The organism is Streptosporangium sp. NPDC000396, from assembly GCF_042898655.1.
In the GTDB taxonomy this organism is placed as follows: Bacteria; Actinomycetota; Actinomycetes; order Streptosporangiales; family Streptosporangiaceae; genus Streptosporangium.
This window is the reverse complement of record NZ_JBIAZA010000016.1, coordinates 1-17,064: the sequence shown is the minus strand read 5'-3', so window position 1 is coordinate 17,064 and position 17,064 is coordinate 1. Positions and strand designations below refer to the sequence as shown.

Below are 17,064 nucleotides of genomic sequence, written 5' to 3'. Positions count from 1 at the left end.
CCTCCTGAGGGGGTTAAACACTCGTGAACCTCCTTGCCATATGCACCCATAAAGGCCACATAAATGACTGAATCGTTCATCCTGAGTGGCCGGTCAGGCAAGCCGTCACTGTGTCAGGAACTGTTTCCGACTTGCTGCCTTTACCCGCTTACTCGACGGAGTTAGGGTTTTTGGTCACGTCAGATTCGGAGAAGGAGGCCGGGTGCGCGTCGCGCTCGTCGTTGTGGCCACCATCCTGTTCCTCAGCGCGTGCAGCACCGAAACGGCGCCGCCCTCGGCTCAGTCGACCGCCCCGGTCATCGCACCCGGCCGGCCGGGTGAGGTGGCCAAGACGATCAGCCCGAGCGAGGCCGCCACGATCGTGCCCTCACCCACCGCCAACGCGGCGGACGTGAAATACGTCCAGGACATGATCGTCCACCACCGGCAGGCCCTCGACATGGCGGTCCTGGCTCCGTCACGAGCCGACTCCGGCAAGCTGAAGGGCCTGGCGGCACGCATCAAAGACGCCCAAGGGCCGGAAATCCAGTACATGACCGCCTGGCTGCAGCAGCAGGGCCTGCAGGCGCCGGACCACCACACCGGCCACACGAACATGCCGGGCATGGCCACGCCCGAGCAGATGGAGGCGCTCAGGGCCGCCTCGGGCAAGGACTTCGACCGGCTCTTCCTCACGCTGATGATCGCCCATCATCGGGGGGCGCTGACGATGTCCGAGCAGGTTCTGGTCAGCGGCTCTCACATAAAGGTCGAGGAGCTGGCCAACGACGTCAGCGTCACGCAGAGCGGCGAGATCCGCAGGATGCTGGAGATGCAGGCGGCGCTATGAGCCGAGCCGCCACGAGTGGAGATACTTCTCCTGCTCGGAGGTCAGGCTGTCCACCTCGATCCCGGCGGCGGCCAGCTTGAGCCGGGCCACCTCCACATCGACCTCCTGCGGCACGTCGTAGACGCCCGGGGTCAGCCGTGCCCGCTCACGGGACAGCCACGCGACCGCGAGAGCCTGCGCGGAGAAGGACATGTCCATGACCGCGGCCGGATGCCCCTCACCCGCCGACAGGTTCACCAGACGGCCCTCGGCGAGCAGCAGGATCCTGCGGCCGTCGGCGAGGACGTACTCGTCGGTGTTGGGGCGCACCCCGGGATGCACGGACTCGGCCAGCTCGTCCAGGGCCCGGACGTCGATCTCGACGTCGAAGTGGCCGGCGTTGGCCAGGATCGCGCCGTCCTTCATCACCGCCAGGTGCTCGCCCGTGATCACGTCGCGGTTGCCGGTGACCGTGATGAACACGTCTCCCGCCCGTGCGGCCCTCGTCATCGGCTGCACGTCGTAGCCCTGCATCGAGGCGTCCAGCGCCTTGACCGGGTCGATCTCGGTGACCATCACCCGGGCTCCCAGGCCCCTGGCTCGCTCGGCCACGCCCCTTCCGCAGTAACCGAACCCGGCGACCACCACGGTCTTGCCCGCGAGCAGGGTGTTGGTGGCGCGCATGATGCCGTCGAGGGTGGACTGGCCGGTGCCGTAGCGGTTGTCGAACATCCGCTTGGTCCGGGTGTCGTTGACCGCCACCACCGGGAACCTCAGGGCCTGCTCGGCGGCCATCTGCCGAAGCCGGATGATCCCGGTCGTGGTCTCCTCGCAGCCCCCCGAGACCCCCTCCAGCAGCTCGGTCCGCTCGGTGTGCAGGATGTTGACCAGATCGCAGCCGTCGTCGAGGACGATGTCCGGGCCGATGTCGAGCGCCCGGTGGATGTGACGGTAGTAGGTCTCCCTGTCCACCCCGGCCCGCGCGTGCACGCCGATCCCGTAACCGCTCAGCGCCGCGGCGACGTCGTCCTGCGTGGACAGCGGGTTCGAGGCGGCCAGCGCGATCTCGGCCCCGCCCGCCCTCAGCGCGCCCATGAGCACCGCGGTCTCGGCGGTCACGTGCAGGCACGCGGCGATCCGCAGCCCGTCGAGAGGCCGCTCGGCCGCGAACCGTTCCCCGATGGCGGTGAGGACCGGCATCGACCGCGCCGCCCACCCGATCCGCCGCTCTCCGGCGGCCATCAGCTCGCTGTCCACGGTTGTCTCCCCGGATTGCCCGAAGGGCCCCCGCAACTCTGCGAGGGCCCCGGTGGGACGGTCGATCAGTAAACGGTCGATCAGTAACGGTAGTGGTCGGGCTTGTAGGGGCCCTCGATGTCCACGCCGATGTATTCCGCCTGAGCCTTGGTGAGCTTGGTGAGCTTCACGCCGAGGGCGTCGAGGTGGAGGCGGGCGACCTTCTCGTCCAGGTGCTTGGGCAGCACGTAGACGCCGACCGGGTACTCCTCGGTCTTGGTGAACAGCTCGATCTGGGCGATCACCTGGTTGGTGAAGGAGTTGGACATGACGAAGGAGGGGTGGCCGGTGGCGCAGCCCAGGTTCATCAGGCGGCCCTCGGCGAGCACGAGGACGGCGTGGCCGTCGGGGAAGGTCCAGGTGTGGACCTGCGGCTTGATCTCGGTCTTGACGATGCCGGGGATCTTCGCCAGGCCGGCCATGTCGATCTCGTTGTCGAAGTGACCGATGTTGGACACGATGGCGTTGTGCTTCATCTTCGCCATGTGGTCGGCGGTGATGATGTCGAAGTTGCCGGTCGTGGTGACGAAGATGTCGGCGATGCCGACGACCTCGTCCAGCGTGGTGACCTGGAAGCCGTCCATGGCCGCCTGGAGGGCGCAGATCGGGTCGATCTCGGTGACGATGACGCGGGCGCCCTGGCCCCTGAGCGCGTCGGCGCAGCCCTTGCCGACGTCGCCGTAACCGGCCACGACCGCGACCTTGCCGCCGATCAGCACGTCGGTGGCGCGGTTGAGGCCGTCGAGGACCGAGTGGCGGCAGCCGTACTTGTTGTCGAACTTCGACTTGGTCACCGAGTCGTTGACGTTGATCGCCGGGAAGAGCAGCGTGCCGGCCTTGAACATCTCGTAGAGGCGGTGGACACCGGTGGTCGTCTCCTCGGTGACACCCTTGATCTGCGAGGCGATCGCGGTCCACTTGTTCTCGGAGGTGACCGTACGGCGGAGCAGATCAAGGATGATCTTCCACTCCTCCGGGTCGTTCTCGTCGGCGCTGGGGACGGCACCGGCCTTCTCGTACTCGGCGCCCTTGTGGACGAGCAGGGTGGCGTCGCCGCCGTCGTCGAGGATCATGTTGGGGCCGTCATCGCCGGGCCACGTCAGGGCCTGCTCGGTGCACCACCAGTACTCCTCCAGGGTCTCGCCCTTCCAGGCGAAGACCGGGACACCCTGGGGGTTGTCGACGGTGCCGTTCGGGCCGACGACGACGGCCGCGGCGGCGTGGTCCTGGGTGGAGAAGATGTTGCAGCTGACCCAGCGGACCTCGGCGCCGAGCGCGACCAGCGTCTCGATGAGCACGGCGGTCTGGATGGTCATGTGCAGCGAGCCCATGATCTTCGCGCCGGCCAGCGGCTTCGCCTCGGCGTACTCCTTGCGGACGGCCATCAGGCCCGGCATCTCGTGCTCGGCGAGCTGGATCTCCTTGCGGCCGAAGTCCGCAAGCGAAAGGTCGGCGACCTTGAAGTCCATCTGTTACCCCTCTGCTTGATGGTCGCGCTCGCCCTGCGGCCCTCGCTGGACTCGTGATCCCGCTTCGCTCTCGGACCTGGCTCGCCGCTCCACCGAAAAAGTCGACGATGTGAGTTTAGGTGGCCCGCGGGGCTCCTCGCACCTTCCGAACGGCTAACCTGACACAAGAATGTAAGGATCTGCGGAAGGGTCCGAGAATGCGGATCACCGAAGCCGCCAGACGGCTGGGAATGTCACCTCGCATGCTCCGCTACCGCGAGGCGCTCGGCCTGCTCCCACCCATCAGGAACCAGGGCGCCCACCGGCGGTTCGGTCCCGAGGAGCTCTCCGCCGTGGCCCAGGGCGTGGAGCTGGAGAAGCGGTTCGACATCTCCCCCGCCGAGCTGGCCTTCGCGCTGCGGGTGCTGAGCGAGCCCGCGGTGGCGCAGGCCGTACGAGATCTGGGGCTGCGGATCGGCCGCCTGCAGGCCCCGCGCCGGGCCCTGGACTTCGAGAAGGAGAAGGCTCTGCGCCTGCTCCAGGGGAGCACTCAGAGCCGCCCGCGGGATCGCTCCTAGGAGTGACGACGCCCCGCCCGAAGATCAGGAGAATTCAGGCCATGGATGTCACCACCAAGCTGATCCAAGCGGAGGAAAGGGTGGCCGCCTTCGATCTCAGGCGTGTCCTCGAATCACCGCTCACCAACCTCGCCGTCGCCGCCGCGCTCACGCTCCTCGCGCTCATGGAGCTCGTGGAGGCGAGGGATCTGGATCTTCTCACCCTGGCGGCCGCCCTGCTGGCCACCGCGCCACAGGCGATCCGCCGCTCCCAGCCATGGCTGGCCGCCGCGATGGTCTTCCTGGGGGCCGCCGGACTGATGCTGGGGATGAGGCAGGCGTCCATCGCGGCCGGTATTTCGATCCTGCTCTCCTCCTACACGATCCTGCGTCGGCTCAGCCGCAAAGCCGCCTGGGCTCTGGTGGTGGTCATCGGTGTGCTCACCGTCGCCGGGGTCGCCGCGGTCGCCGCGCTGGCCTGGTATCACTACCGCGAATTCGGCCTGTATCCCCGCAGCCAGCAGGTCATCCTGATAGGCGCCCTGCTGGGCGTGATCCTGGCGATGGCACTCCTGGCGGACGTACGGCGCAGCCGTACGGAGATCAAGGAGGCGCGCGCCGACAACCTGGAGACCCTGCGGGAACAGGCCGCGATGGCCGAGCGGGCCAGGATCGCGCGGGAGATGCACGACATCGTGGCCCACTCGATCTCGATGGTCGCCGTCCAGGCCGAGACCGCGCCCTACACGCTCGGCGACCTCGACGACCGGGTCAAACAGGAGTTCGCCGAGATCGCCGCCTCCGCCCGCGGCACGCTCACCGAGATGCGCCGCCTGCTCGGCGTGCTCCGCGCCGACATCGTCACCGCCCCGGAGACCGCGCCGCAACCGGGGCTGGCGCGGCTCGGCGAACTGATCGAGCAGCACGACGGCCAGGTGGACCTGGACGTGATCGGGGAAGAGGTGCCCGTGCCGCAGGCCGTCGACGTCTCGGCCTACCGGATCGTCCAGGAGGCGCTGACCAACGCCCGCGTCCACGCGCCGGGCGCCCGTGTCTCGATCGAACTCGCCTACCGCCCCTCCCTGCTGGTGCTGCGGATCACCGACAACGGCCCCGGCCCCTCCGGGAAAACCTCCAGCGGGCACGGCCTGGTCGGCATGCGCGAGCGCGCCCTGGCCCTTGGCGGCTGGTTCGAGGCGGGCCCCGGCCCCTCCGGCGGCTTCCTCATCCAGGCGGGTCTCCCACTGGAATGACCACTCCCGACCGTCACCGGCCCGCCCAGGGCACGACACCCCCGGGCGATCGTCCCGGCACGACGCCTCCGGACGACCGGATCCGCGTGCTGGTCGCCGACGACCAGCCGGTCGTGCTGCGGGGTTTCGCGGCCGTGCTCAGGGCCCAACCCGACCTCACCGTCGTGGGCACCGCCTCCGACGGCGCGCAGGCCGTACGGCTGGCCCGGGAGGCCCACCCGGACGTCGCGCTTCTCGACATCCGGATGCCGGAGATGAACGGGATCGAGGCGGCCCGCCGGATCCTGGAGACCGAGGCCACCAAGATCATCATGATCACCACGTTCGACCTGGACGACTACGTGTACGACGCGCTCACCGCGGGGGCGAGCGGGTTCCTGCTCAAGGACGTCCGGGCGAACGACCTGGCCGAGGCGGTCCGGACGGTGGCACGCGGAGACGCGCTGCTCGCCCCGAAGGTCACCAGGCGGCTCGTCGCCGAATTCGCCCGGCAGCGACGGCCCGCCCCGGCGGGCAGCCCGCTGACACCACGGGAGACGGAGGTGCTGCGGCTGGTGGCCAGAGGGCTGTCCAACGCCGAGATCGCGGCCGCCCTCGTGGTCACCGAGCACACCGTCAAGACCCACGTGGCCCGGCTCCTGGCCAAGCTCGGCCTGCGCGACCGCACCCAGGCCGTCATCCACGCCTACGAGTCAGGCCTGGTCGTCCCCCACTCCTGACCCCCTCCCGGCCATCGAAGAACCAAAAGCCCGGGCGGTTCACGGTTCCACTCAGCGGAGGGAGAGCTCTCCGCGTTATGGGACTTAAGACGTAAATGAGCGGTTCCGAAGTACGGCACCGCCGGGAGAGCTGAGCTGCGCCCGGCGGACCGCTTCCACCTACCCGTGGGGCGGGCACTTCGGTTGAGCGGCTGTTGCCCGCCCCACCCTTGACCAGGTTGACCAGGTCCGCGATAGCCAAGAAACCCCTCACAGAAACGAGACGAAGGCATCCAGGATCGGAGCGAGCGGATATCGCCCAGACACGACAGCCCTTCGGTCTTCTCCCTCTCACGAAGAGGTGGTCAAAAAACGAGCCCCGACAGGAGGACCGGGGACACGCCGCCGCAAACACCCTGAACAGCGGCAACCTCCAGATAATCGCGGACCGGCTGCACGTCGTCGACCGTGGCTTCACCGCGATCGGCGCATCATGGGTCGACGCCGTCATGCTCACCCCGCGCTGAGCAGCGATCAGATCATCAGGAAACGCGTAGCCATGGTCTCCCCAGGGCGTTGCACGCACCGGATAGTCCTACAAGGAGTCAACTGAGGACTCGATGACGCCCCGTTCTCCCGAAGGGAAGTGCGTTACCCGCCCTTTGCCCCGGATGTCCTATGGCTGCATACGTCAGGCGAGGACGCCGCTGCGAGCGGCAAGACCACGCAGCTCAGGCGTGGTGCGCCCGGACACCAGTAGGCCGGATATGAGAGACTTCACCGCCGGACGCGCATGCGTTTCCTCAGGGGCGTAATGCTCGGCGGTCAGGAGTGCGCGCACGCATTCGTCGCGACGGCCCAACTGCCCAGCCGACATCACCCCCGCCGGCGCCGTAATCGGCTTGCGCGAGCCCGTCCGGCTGCGCGCCGCTGCGGTGACGGCCGACGACATCCGCGCGGTGACCGCTTTGCTGATCGCCGCTCTGGTCGCCGAGGGCACCTCTACGATCCGGGGGATGTACCACCTCCGGCGCGGCTACGGCCATCTGATCGCCAACCTCGCCACGCTGGGAGCCGACATCACCACCACCTCGGAGGCCTCCTGATGCCCGCCGTACCGTTCACCGCCGATGACACCGACCGCCTTCGGGAAACCCTCGCCGAGGTGGTCGCCGATGGCGCTACCCCCGGCGGAGTTGTCATCTGCGGCACCGTCGACGGCGAAAAGCATGTCCTGACGGCGGGCACCGTCGCGCCTGAACTCGGCGACGTGCCACCCACCGAGCGCACTGTCTACGACATCGCCTCGCTGACCAAGGTTGTCGCCACCTGGCCGCTCATCGGCCAAGTCCTCGACACGGGGCTGGGCGATCTCGACGCACCTGTCCGCGACATGCTGCCTGCGATGAACGGCGAGACTCCCAGCGGGGAGGCGACCCTCCGCCAGCTTCTCACGCACACCTCCGGGCTGCGTGCCTCCACACGCCTGGATCATTACCGTGGCGCGTCCGCGCCGCTGTACGAACTGCTGTGTCGCGAACCATTGGAAGACACGCCTGGGCGACACCGGTACATCAACCGCGGGTACATCCTTCTCGGCCTGGCTCTCGCCCACGTTCACGGTGCGCATCTAAACGATCTTGCCGACCAGTTCTGGCAGGGCGTTGGAATGCCCGCCACTGTCTACGGGCCCGTTGCCCGCAGCCGCCATGTCGCGCCGACCGAACAACACCTCACCGGCGCCCCGAGGATCTGGGGCACCGCACACGACGACAACGCCGCTCTTCTCGGCGGTGTCGCTGGACACGCAGGCGTCTTCTCCACACCCCATGACCTCGCGGCCTACGCCACCCACCTGCTTGATGCCTACACCCGCGACGACGCCATGGGCCAGTGGTTGCGAGCGAGCCTTGTCCCGCAGGCTGTGATCGAAACGGGCCTGGAGCGCGGCCTGTCGTGGATTCTCGCCGCCGGCGGCCGCGTCGCCTACCACCACGGGTTCACCGGCACCAGCCTCTACCTGGCCCCGGAGGCCGGTCGATACCTGGCGATCTGCACCAACTCCGTCTACTACGGCAACGCCCGCACCCGGATCGCTCCCTTGCGGGAGCTCGCGCTCAAGATGATTTCCGCCGCCTGGTGGTCGAAGGCACCCGATGAGTGAACTGCTGGTCGACCACACCACGCTGCGCCTCGGCGGCCCCGTTGATCGGCTGTTCCCTCACACCGACCGTTACCTGAAATGTGATCAAATGCGAGCACAGGTCAGGCAGCCGTGGCCTTGCGGCCACGGCGTTCCCCGGTTTCCCGGGGTTCCCGCTTCACTGCCGACAGCCCACCTTCGGCGGGTCTTACACCGGCTCCACGGGCGTTTCGCGTCTCCCCGCAACTCTGGGCGACGTCGGCCGCGAGCGCGGCCAGATTGCGTGCGGCGTTGACATCCCGGTCCAGGACCAGGCCGCAGGCCGCACAGGAGTAGGTGCGCTCCGACAGGGCGAGCTTGGCTTTCACCGCGCCACAGCCGGAACACGTCTTACTGGAGGGGAACCAGCGGTCGGCCACCACAAGCCTGCCGCCCCTCCAGGCGGTCTTGTAGGCGAGCTGCCTGCGGATCTCGGCCATGCCGACATCGGCGATCGCGCGGGCGAGCTTCCGGTTGGCGAGCATCCCGGACACGTGGAGGTCTTCGACCACGACCGTGCCGTAGGCGGCGACCAGACGGCTGGTGAGCTGGTGCAGCCCGTCGCGCCGCTGGGCGGCCACCCGGGCGTGGGCCCTGACGAGCGCGGCTTTGGTCGTGTGCCAGCAGGCCGAGGGCTGGCGCCTGCCGCCGTCCGGGGTGCGCGGCCCGACGCGGCGGGCGAGCCGCTTGTTCAACCGGCGCAACCGGCGCAGCGCCGCGCGGTGGTGGTTGGGGTTGTCGATGACCTCGCCGGTGGACAGCACCGCCAGCGCCCTCACCCCGAGGTCCACCCCGACCACCGCGTCCGGGCGGGCCGGGGCGCGGTCGGCGCGGTCGATCTGGCAGGTGAACGCCACGAACCAGCGCCCGCCCTCGTTTCGGATGGTGGCCGACAGGATCCGGCCGGTGCCGCGCTCCAGGTGCCGGGCCAGTTTGCGGGTGGACTCGCATGTCTTGATGGTGCCGAGCCGGGGCAGGGTGACATGACGCCGGTCGGCCTCGATGCGGATGACACCGGTGGTGAACCGGCACGACAGGGTGGTGCGGTGCTTGGCCTTGAACCGGGGAAACCCCACAGGTTTGCCTTTTCGCTCGCCCCTGCGGGAGGCCGACCAGTTCTTCAGTGCCCGGGCCAGGCCGTCCAGGCCGCTGCTGTAGGCCTCCTTGGAGTTGTCCGCCCACCACGGCGCGACCGCGCCCTTGGCGGCGTTCCATGTTCGGCGCAGGCCGTACAGCGACCAGGGCGCCTCGGTCAGCAGTTCCTCGGGCATCCCGTAGGTCTTCTCCGCCTCCCGCTGGTCCAGGGCGGCCCTGACGCGGGCCAGCCCCCAGTTGAACGCGAACCGCGCCGCGCCGCAGTGCGAGGCCAGCGCGGCGGCCTGTGCGGGGGTGGGGTCGAGGGCGTAGCGGTAGGCCTGGACGACCTTCACGAGGTCTCGCGATCAGCGGCCTTGGCGGCGGTGAGGGCCCGCAGCGCCCGGTTGCGCGCCCCGCGCCGCCCGTACAGGCGCGCGCACATCGACGTCAGCACCTCGATCATGTCGCGCGCCAGGTCGTCGGTGGTCTCGCCGGGGTCGGCCACGACCAGGCGGCGGCCTTGGGCGGCCAGCGCCGCCTCGACGTAGGCGACGCCGAACCTGGCCAGCCGGTCGCGGTGCTCCACGACGATGACCGGGATGGACGCGTCCGACAGCAGCCGCATCAGCTTGGGCCGTCGCTCATTCGGCCCGGAGCCGATCTCGGTCACCGACGCCACCACGGCCAGTCCGGCGCTGGTGGCGAAAGAGGTCAGGTGGGCAATCTGCCGGTCCAGGTCGGCGCGCTGATCGTGGGAGGACACCCGCGCGTACAGCGCGGCCCCGCCCGGGCTTTCGGCGGCCGGGCCGTCCACGACGATCGTGCCGGTGGGCAGACGGCGGGCCGGGACGGGCATTTTGCCTTCCCGGAACCACCGGTAAGCGGTCTGCGGGTGAATGCCCTGCGACCGCGCCCACTCAGCAAGCTTCACGCATCTATTGAAACATGCGTTCGCTTACGTTCGCTCACGTTTTAGTGAACAGTTCCGACCCCGCCGCTTGGCCGGATCTCGTGCACGCCGTCCCCCGTGACCCTGTGGTGCCGTTCGTCCTCGGCGGAGGCAGCAATACCCTCGCCGACGACGCGGGGTACCCCGGACCGGTGATCCGCATGGCAACTCGCGGCATCACCGCCCGCCCGCTCGGCGACGACACCGTGGAAGTCGCCGCCCAGGCCGGCGAACCGCTGTCGGCCCTTGTCACCTTCACCGTCAGCGAGGGCCTATCCGGCATCGAGTACCTCGCCGGTATCCCGGGCACCGCCGGTGCTGCTCCGGTGCAGAACACCGGCGCCTACGGCCAGCAGATATCCGACGCCCTCACCCGCCTCACTGTCTACGACTGGAGCCGCCGGCAGCTCGTCACGTTCCACCCCGAAACATGCGGCTTCGGCTATCGCACCAGCATCTTTAAGACTCACCCGGGCCGATGGACGATCCTTGAGATCGCTCTACGCCTCACCCGCAGCACCTACGCCGCCCCCATCACCTACCAGCACCTCGCCCACGCACTCAATGTCCCCCTCGGTGCCCGGCCCCCACTCGCCGAAGCGGCTCAGGGCGTCCTGACCGACCGCTGCCAGCGTGGCCTGGCCCTACCGGAGGACGGCCCAGACGCCCGCCAGGTGGGATCAGTCTTCCTCAACCCGCCCATCACCACGGCCCAAGCCAACGCGGTCCGCGCGGCGGGCGGCATGGTCTACCACGACGACCACGGCATTCCGCGAACCAGCGCCGGATGGTTACTCCAACTGCTCGGATACCACCCCGACCGCCAGCTCGCACCAGGCATATCCTGCTCAACCCGCCGGACCCTCACCCTCACCGCCCACGACGGTGCCACCGCTGTTTCCTTCAACACGGTCATGCGGAAGTTGACCCGTGACGTCTTCGAAACGACGGGCATTCGGCTGCACCCGGAGCCCGTACGGCTTGTCGCAAGGAGCATGTCCGATGAGGTGCGGGTGACCATGAACCAAGCAACCGCATGCCGTAAAGGCCCCGACGGGCTGCACTTCCCTCATTAGGCCCACCCAGCTGTCGCTGCGATCCGGGCGTGCGGCAGCCGGGTACGAACGGGTGGCCCGCTGAGTTTGGAGGGTCGACCAACCCGTGCATCGTCCAGCGCGCCTCCACCTGAGAACCTGCCGAGGCATCCCGCATGAGATGGCGCACAGGGTCAACTGGTCTTGCGAGGGAAGCCGCGGATGGCGTTGCCCGCCCGCTCGGCGATCGATGCCAGGTGCTCGGCCAGGAGCGGCGGGTCGAGCAGGGTGTAGTCCATGGGCAGCAGGGTCAGGCGGTAGGCCAGATAGTGGGGTGTGTCGGGGTGGGTGCGCAGTCGGCAGGTGTGCTCGTCGACGGGTTCCAGCTCGCCCTGCCAGGCAGGGACCTGCTCGGCGGCCCGCTCGATCGGCGCGTGCAGGAGCACCGTGGCCCGGATGGAGCCCGCCGCGATCGCCTGCTTCACCCAGGTGAGAGCGTCGACGCCGCCGGGTGGCTCGCGGACGGGCATGTGGACACCGGTGCGCTGGACGTCGGTGAGGCGGTCCAGGCGGAAGGAACGCCAGGCGGAGCGCTCAGCGTCGAAGGCGACCAGATACCACAGCCGCCCCGAAGCCACCAGCCGGTGCGGCTCCACCAGGCGGCGGCTGGTCTGACCGTTGGCCGTGGTGTAGACGAAACGGACCCTCTCGTGGATGACGCAGGCAGCCGCGAGCGCGGCCAAGACCTCGGCGTCGGTGGTGGGCCCCGGGGTGGGCGGCAGAATGACAGTCGCGCGTGAGAGCGAGGCCACCCGGCGGCGCAGCCGTTGCGGCAGGACCTGTTCCAGCTTGGCCAGGGCGCGCAGCGAGGCCTCCTCCACCCCTGCGACAGCCGCGGTGACGGCGGTGCGCAACCCGATGGCGATGGCGACGGCCTCCTCGTCGTCCAGCAGCAGCGGTGGCATGGCCGTACCGGCGGTGAGGCGGTAGCCGCCGATGTTGCCCTGGGTGGCGTGCACGGGGTAGCCGAGTTCGCGCAGCCGGTCGATGTCGCGGCGGATGGTGCGGGTGGTGACGCCGAGCCGGTCCGCCAGTTCGGTGCCGGGCCACTCTTTCGGGGTCTGCAGCAGGGACAGCAGTTGCAGCAGTCGTCCAGATGGATCGCGCATGGCTTCACTCTGCCGCACTGTTAGGACATTCACTGACCTATTAGGGGTCTACTGTTCAGTCATCAAGCGAACGGCCAGGGAGAACACCATGTTGCGCGGAATGACCACCATCAGCTACTGGACCGACGACCACGCGGAGGCCGTCCGTTGGTACACCGAACTGCTGGGCATGAGCCCCTACTTCGAGCGGCCCGGATACGCCGAGTTCCGCGTCGGTGACTTCCAGCACGAGCTGGGCCTGATCGACAGCCGTTACGCCCCCGAGGGCGCGGCGAGCGGCCCGGCGGGCGTGATCGTGTACTGGCACGTCGACGACGTGGCGGCCGCGGTGGAGCGGCTCGTCTCGATGGGCGCGAAGGTGTATGACCCGCTCACCGAGCGCGGCCCCGGGTTCGTGACCGCCTCGGTGGTCGATCCCTTCGGCAACATCCTGGGCGTCATGTACAACGCTCACTACCTGAAGGTCGTGGAGTCGGCCCGATGAGCGCAAAGGAGGCGGTCCTCACCTTCCAGGACGCCGCCCAGCCGCGCATGCGTCACAGTCCCAGGGAGGAAAGCTCCGCCCTGGTCTTGACGCCCAGCTTGGGATACGCCTTGTACAGGTGGTAGCCGATGGTGCGCGGGCTCACGAACAGCCGCTCGGCGATCTCCCGGTTGCTCAGTCCGGTGGCTGCCAGCCGCACGCTCTGGAGTTCCTGTGGCGTGAGCCGGTCAGCGAGGTCGGTCGCGTGGTCGCGCACCAGGCGGGTCTCCCCCGTGGCGCGCAGTTCGCTGCGGGCGCGCTCGGCCCAGGGCCGCGCGCCAAGCCGCTCGAACGTCTCGGCGGCGGCGCGCAGGTGTCTGCGCGCGTCACTGGTCCGCCGGTCCCGCCGCAGCCGCTCGCCGTACAGCAACTCCGTCCGCGCCTGGTCGAAGGGATAAGTCCGGATCTGTACGGCTTGCGCGAATGTGTCGACGTCGTCGGCGAGCAGTGCCTGGCAGCGCAGCGCGATGGCCGCGGCCCACGGCTGCCCGACCCGATCGGCCCACGCCGTGAACAGCCGCACCGCGGAAGCGGCGTGTCGCTGCCGCCCCAGCCGCACCGCGGCCTCGACCAGGATCGGCAGGTGGCCTATGACGCCCATGGGGCGCGATCCGGACACCACCGCCTCCATCCGGTCCAGGGCCGCCTCGTAACGTCCCAGGCCCAGGTCGAGCAGGCTCAGCGAGACGGCCGCGTGCACCGCGCTCGGGGCCAGGTCTCGCTCGATCGCCTCGGCCGTCAACTCGCGGCAGTGTTCCTCGTCGCCTTCGATGGCGGCCAGCTCGGCCAGGGTCGCCGACAGCTCAATGCGCGGCATGCGCTGGCAGGTGTCGGCGGCGATCTGCAGCCCATCGGCCAGAGTGGCGCGCGCGTCGGCGTAGCGACCGGTGAAGAGCAGGGTCCGCGCCAGGATCGTCTGTACGGCCGGCAGCACGCCGAGCGCGCCCTGCGCCCTGCACTCCCGCTCCAGGCTCCCGGCCAGGCGCATCGCGCCCTCGATGTCGCCGATGACGAGGTGTAACCGGGCGAACAGCAGGCGATCCTGCACATCGGACTGCGGCGGCCGGGCCAGCAGCTCCTTCAGCGTCTCGATGCCGCCGTCATCCAGCCGGTTGGTGGCAAGCGCCGCCATGGCCAGCCGGTGCACGTCCGACCCCTCCGCCACGCAGGCGGCGATTCGGTTGAGCGCCTCGAAGTCGTTGGCACGCCAGGCCGCCCGCGCGGCGCTGCGCAGCAGGGGCGGCAGCTCCGCCGGTGTGACGGCTGCGGCCGACTCGAAGAGCAGCACATGCGCTTCCTCCGTCCGCCCGAGCCCGTCGGCGATGACTGCCCTGAGCGCGGCCGCCTCGGCCGAGTTCCCGGCCTGCTTGATCAGGTGGCCGGCCCGCTCGAACTGACCCGCGTCGGCGGCCGCGCGCGCCGCGGCGAGCCGTCGGCGCTCACGCTCGCCCGGGTCCGAGGTGAGAGCGGCGGCACGTTCGTAGGCGGCGGCCACGGCCGCGTACCCGCCACGCTCTCTGGCCCGCTGTGCCGTGCTCTCCAACGCTGCGGCGACCTGCTCGTCGGGGCCCGTCGCCGCAGCTGCCAGGTGCCAGGCACGCCGGTCGCCGTCCAGGATCTCCGCGAGCGCGCGGTGCGCCTCGATCCTGCGGCTCGCCGTGGCCCCTTGGTAGGCGGCGCTCCTCATCAGCGGGTGGCCGAAGACCAGTCGATCGCCTTCGACCCGCAGCAACCCGGCGGCCTCCGCCGGATCCAGGTCGGGTAGCCCCGCGCCCAACCGCTCGGCGGCCCGCAGGACGGTGGCCGGCTCGCCGGTGTCGTCGGTCGCCGCGACCAGCAGCACGGTCCGCGTCGCCGCCGGCAGCGCGCGGATCCTGTCGTCGAAGGTCTGCAGAATCCTGTTCTGCACGGGCACGAGCCCCATCGAGAGCATGCCGGTGCCCTGCTCACGGCGCGCTTCGGCCAGCACCCGCAACGCCAGCGGGTTGCCGTGCGCCTCGACCAGCACCTCCTCCCGCACGTGCGGCGCCAGGTCACCGACCAGCGCGTTCGCCGCCTCGTCGGCCAGGCCGCCCAGGCGCAGCTCGGGCAGCCCGGTCGCGGGGAAGTCCGGCGCGTGCGGCAGGCGGACCGCGAACATCATCACCACGCCCTCGGCCCGCAGCCGCCGCGCGGCGAACAGCAGGGCGTCGGCCGAAGCGGTGTCCAGCCACTGTGCGTCGTCGACCAGGCACAGTAGCGGGGCCTCCTCGGCCAGCAGGCCGAGCACCGCCAGGCCGATCAAGAATGTGTCGCCGTCGGCCTCCCCCAGCCCCAGCGCGCCCCTGAGCGCGTCGGCCTGCCGTACCGGGAGATCGTCGAGGCGGTCGAGGAGGCCGCCGACGAGCATGCTGAGCCCGGCGTAGGGCAGCTCGCTCTCCGCCTCGACACCGGTCGTCCGCAGCACTCGCATGTCGTCCGCCCGGCTCGCGGTGTAGTCGAGCAGCGCGGTCTTGCCGATGCCCGCCTCACCGCGGACGACCAGCGCTCCGCTCGTGCCCTGGCGAGCGGCGGCGAGCAGGGCGTCGATCGTCCCCGTCTCCTTCGCCCGCCCCCGCAACATGTCTCAAAGGCTACCCCCAATGATCAGCGGCCCATTCGCGGTAAGTCCTGGCCGGGCGTCCGGTGAGTTCCTCGACGGCGCCGGTGACCGGCTCGGGCTCCGGGACCCCGCTCGCCATCTTGCTGACCAGCCCTGCGGCCAGTTCGGGTCCGAAGATGGCCTCATACTGCTGCCTGACCTCCTCCAAAGACGCCTCCTGGAAGCGCACCTCACGCCCGATCACCTCGGAGATGGCGGCCACCCGCTCGGGCGCGGTCAGCGCCTGCGGCCCGGTCAGCACATAGGTCGCCCCTTCGTGCCCGTCGCCGGTCAGCACGCGCACGCCTGCCGCCGCCACGTCGGCCTCGTGGGTGTGGGACCGCGCCCACTCGGCGAACGGCTCGCGCACAACGCTGTCGCGCCGGATGCCTTCCGCCCACTTGAGGTCGTTGGCCGCCAGCCCGGTGATCCGCAGGAAGGTCCAGTCGGCGCCGGACTCGCGGACCAGCCGCTCGATCTCGCCGTGGGAGGCGTTGATCGGATCGGCCTCTCCCGCCGCCACGGAGGAGAAGTACACGACGTGTTTGCCCGCCAGCCTCTTCACCGTCTCGGGTGCGGTGTGGTCGGCCTGGAGTGTCGGCCAGACGAGGAAGACCTTCTCCACGCCTTCCAGCGCCGCGTCCAGCGAGCCGGGCGCGGCCAGATCGCCTTCGACGACCTCGACCGGCAGCCGCGCCCGACCCGCGTCGCGGGTCAGCGCTCGCACCTCGGTCACTCCCGCTTCCACCAACTGCTTGACGACCTGACCACCCACCCGGCCCGTCGCCCCCGTCACCAGAATCATGAAATTTCCCCATAAAACGTCTCTTCGGACTGCGCGCCGGACAGCGTGCGCCCGTTGATCTTGAAGATCGGCACGCCTCTGATTCCAGACATTCGCACCTGCTCCAACTCCGCCCTGGTCTCCTCCACGCCGCCGTCGGTCCACGCCACCCCGACCTCCGCGACCAGCTTCCGCAACGTGTCGCTGTCGGCGAGGTTGAGCCCATCGGCGAAGTAGGCGCGGAACAGCCGGTCCACCATCGTCTCGGCCCGCCCCTGCGCGGCGGCAACCGTGATCAGCCGGTGAGCTTCGAACGTGTTGGCGAACAACGCCTTGCCGTAGTCGTAGACCGTCCCTTCCCGCGCTGCCAGCGCGGTCATGCGGGCGGTTGACTCCCCCACCGACGGACCGAAGACCCGCTTGTGCACCTCTTCGAGAGGCTCGGCCTGCGCCGGGTCGCTCGGCGCGTCGGGAGCGATCTGGAAGGGGTGGAAGACCACCTCCGCCTCGCCGCCCTCGGCACGCAACCGTGCCAGCGCCCTGCGCAACCGGTTCCATCCGAGGTAGGAGGCGGACCGCTTCCCGGCTGGCTGGGTCGCGGAGAAACTCGGCGGACAGCAGCTCCTGGTAGGCGCTGTGGGCGAAGGCGACCGCGGACGGCCCGGC

Annotated in this window: 16 protein-coding genes; 8 read left to right on the top strand and 8 right to left on the bottom strand. The window is 69.7% G+C overall.

The window, feature by feature from the left end; genetic code table 11:
* Positions 1-202 precede the first annotated feature (202 nt).
* The gene (locus tag ACFY2X_RS25320; protein WP_389941886.1) at positions 203-829 is read left to right on the top strand and encodes a DUF305 domain-containing protein; all 627 of its coding nucleotides are present in this window, start codon (positions 203-205) and stop codon (positions 827-829) included.
* Here the strand turns inward: ACFY2X_RS25320 and ACFY2X_RS25315 are convergent.
* Both ACFY2X_RS25315 and ahcY read right to left on the bottom strand, forming a co-directional pair.
* Positions 824-2,065 (bottom strand): adenosylhomocysteinase, encoded by a 1,242-nt coding sequence (locus tag ACFY2X_RS25315; protein ID WP_389941883.1) that lies wholly within the window; start codon positions 2,063-2,065, stop codon positions 824-826. The genes ACFY2X_RS25320 and ACFY2X_RS25315 overlap by 6 nt on opposite strands.
* A gap of 80 nt (positions 2,066-2,145) precedes the next feature.
* A complete protein-coding gene (gene ahcY, locus ACFY2X_RS25310; RefSeq protein ID WP_389941880.1) occupies positions 2,146-3,573 on the bottom strand; it encodes an adenosylhomocysteinase in 1,428 nt (475 codons plus the stop codon).
* 197 nt (positions 3,574-3,770) lie between these two features.
* Here ahcY and ACFY2X_RS25305 point away from each other — a divergent pair, with 197 nt between their 5' ends.
* From ACFY2X_RS25305 to ACFY2X_RS25285, 5 genes are all read left to right on the top strand, one after another.
* The gene (locus ACFY2X_RS25305; RefSeq protein ID WP_389941877.1) at positions 3,771-4,130 is read left to right on the top strand and encodes a MerR family DNA-binding transcriptional regulator; all 360 of its coding nucleotides are present in this window, start codon (positions 3,771-3,773) and stop codon (positions 4,128-4,130) included.
* A gap of 41 nt (positions 4,131-4,171) precedes the next feature.
* Complete coding sequence (locus ACFY2X_RS25300; RefSeq protein ID WP_389941874.1) at positions 4,172-5,362, top strand: sensor histidine kinase; 1,191 nt, start codon at positions 4,172-4,174, stop codon at positions 5,360-5,362.
* Positions 5,359-6,081 carry a response regulator gene (locus tag ACFY2X_RS25295; RefSeq protein ID WP_389941870.1) on the top strand — a complete coding sequence of 241 codons (723 nt, stop codon included), beginning with the start codon at positions 5,359-5,361 and terminating at the stop codon, positions 6,079-6,081. Before ACFY2X_RS25300 ends, ACFY2X_RS25295 begins: the two co-directional genes overlap by 4 nt.
* Positions 6,082-6,962: 881 nt before the next feature.
* Positions 6,963-7,166, top strand: coding sequence for a hypothetical protein (locus ACFY2X_RS25290; protein ID WP_389941867.1), 204 nt, complete (start codon positions 6,963-6,965; stop codon positions 7,164-7,166).
* Complete coding sequence (locus tag ACFY2X_RS25285) at positions 7,166-8,224, top strand: serine hydrolase domain-containing protein (RefSeq protein ID WP_389941864.1); 1,059 nt, start codon at positions 7,166-7,168, stop codon at positions 8,222-8,224. The genes ACFY2X_RS25290 and ACFY2X_RS25285 overlap by 1 nt, the downstream gene beginning before the upstream one ends.
* A gap of 101 nt (positions 8,225-8,325) precedes the next feature.
* Here ACFY2X_RS25285 and tnpB read toward each other — a convergent pair whose 3' ends face one another.
* Together tnpB and ACFY2X_RS25275 are read right to left on the bottom strand one after the other, a co-directional pair.
* Positions 8,326-9,672 carry an IS607 family element RNA-guided endonuclease TnpB gene (gene tnpB, locus ACFY2X_RS25280; RefSeq protein WP_389941861.1) on the bottom strand — a complete coding sequence of 449 codons (1,347 nt, stop codon included), beginning with the start codon at positions 9,670-9,672 and terminating at the stop codon, positions 8,326-8,328.
* Positions 9,669-10,250 (bottom strand): IS607 family transposase, encoded by a 582-nt coding sequence (locus ACFY2X_RS25275; protein ID WP_389941859.1) that lies wholly within the window; start codon positions 10,248-10,250, stop codon positions 9,669-9,671. The genes tnpB and ACFY2X_RS25275 overlap by 4 nt, the downstream gene beginning before the upstream one ends.
* 44 nt (positions 10,251-10,294) lie before the next feature.
* Between ACFY2X_RS25275 and ACFY2X_RS25270 the strand changes: the two genes are divergently transcribed.
* On the top strand, positions 10,295-11,344 hold the full coding sequence (locus ACFY2X_RS25270) for a UDP-N-acetylmuramate dehydrogenase (RefSeq protein WP_389941856.1): 1,050 nt from the start codon (positions 10,295-10,297) through the stop codon (positions 11,342-11,344).
* Between the two features lie 152 nt (positions 11,345-11,496).
* Here ACFY2X_RS25270 and ACFY2X_RS25265 read toward each other — a convergent pair whose 3' ends face one another.
* A complete protein-coding gene (locus tag ACFY2X_RS25265) occupies positions 11,497-12,471 on the bottom strand; it encodes a helix-turn-helix transcriptional regulator (RefSeq protein ID WP_389941853.1) in 975 nt (324 codons plus the stop codon).
* 88 nt (positions 12,472-12,559) lie between these two features.
* Here ACFY2X_RS25265 and ACFY2X_RS25260 point away from each other — a divergent pair, with 88 nt between their 5' ends.
* On the top strand, positions 12,560-12,955 hold the full coding sequence (locus tag ACFY2X_RS25260) for a VOC family protein (protein WP_389941850.1): 396 nt from the start codon (positions 12,560-12,562) through the stop codon (positions 12,953-12,955).
* Positions 12,956-13,007: 52 nt separating this feature from the next.
* Here the strand turns inward: ACFY2X_RS25260 and ACFY2X_RS25255 are convergent, their stop codons facing one another.
* The 3 genes from ACFY2X_RS25255 to ACFY2X_RS25245 form a co-directional block, all read right to left on the bottom strand.
* On the bottom strand, positions 13,008-15,596 hold the full coding sequence (locus tag ACFY2X_RS25255; RefSeq protein ID WP_389941848.1) for a helix-turn-helix transcriptional regulator: 2,589 nt from the start codon (positions 15,594-15,596) through the stop codon (positions 13,008-13,010).
* A gap of 10 nt (positions 15,597-15,606) precedes the next feature.
* Positions 15,607-16,419, bottom strand: coding sequence for an NAD(P)H-binding protein (locus ACFY2X_RS25250; protein WP_389941846.1), 813 nt, complete (start codon positions 16,417-16,419; stop codon positions 15,607-15,609).
* A partial coding sequence (locus ACFY2X_RS25245; protein ID WP_389941844.1) for a DsbA family protein occupies positions 16,416-17,064 on the bottom strand: 649 nt, incomplete at its 5' end. The genes ACFY2X_RS25250 and ACFY2X_RS25245, both read right to left, overlap by 4 nt.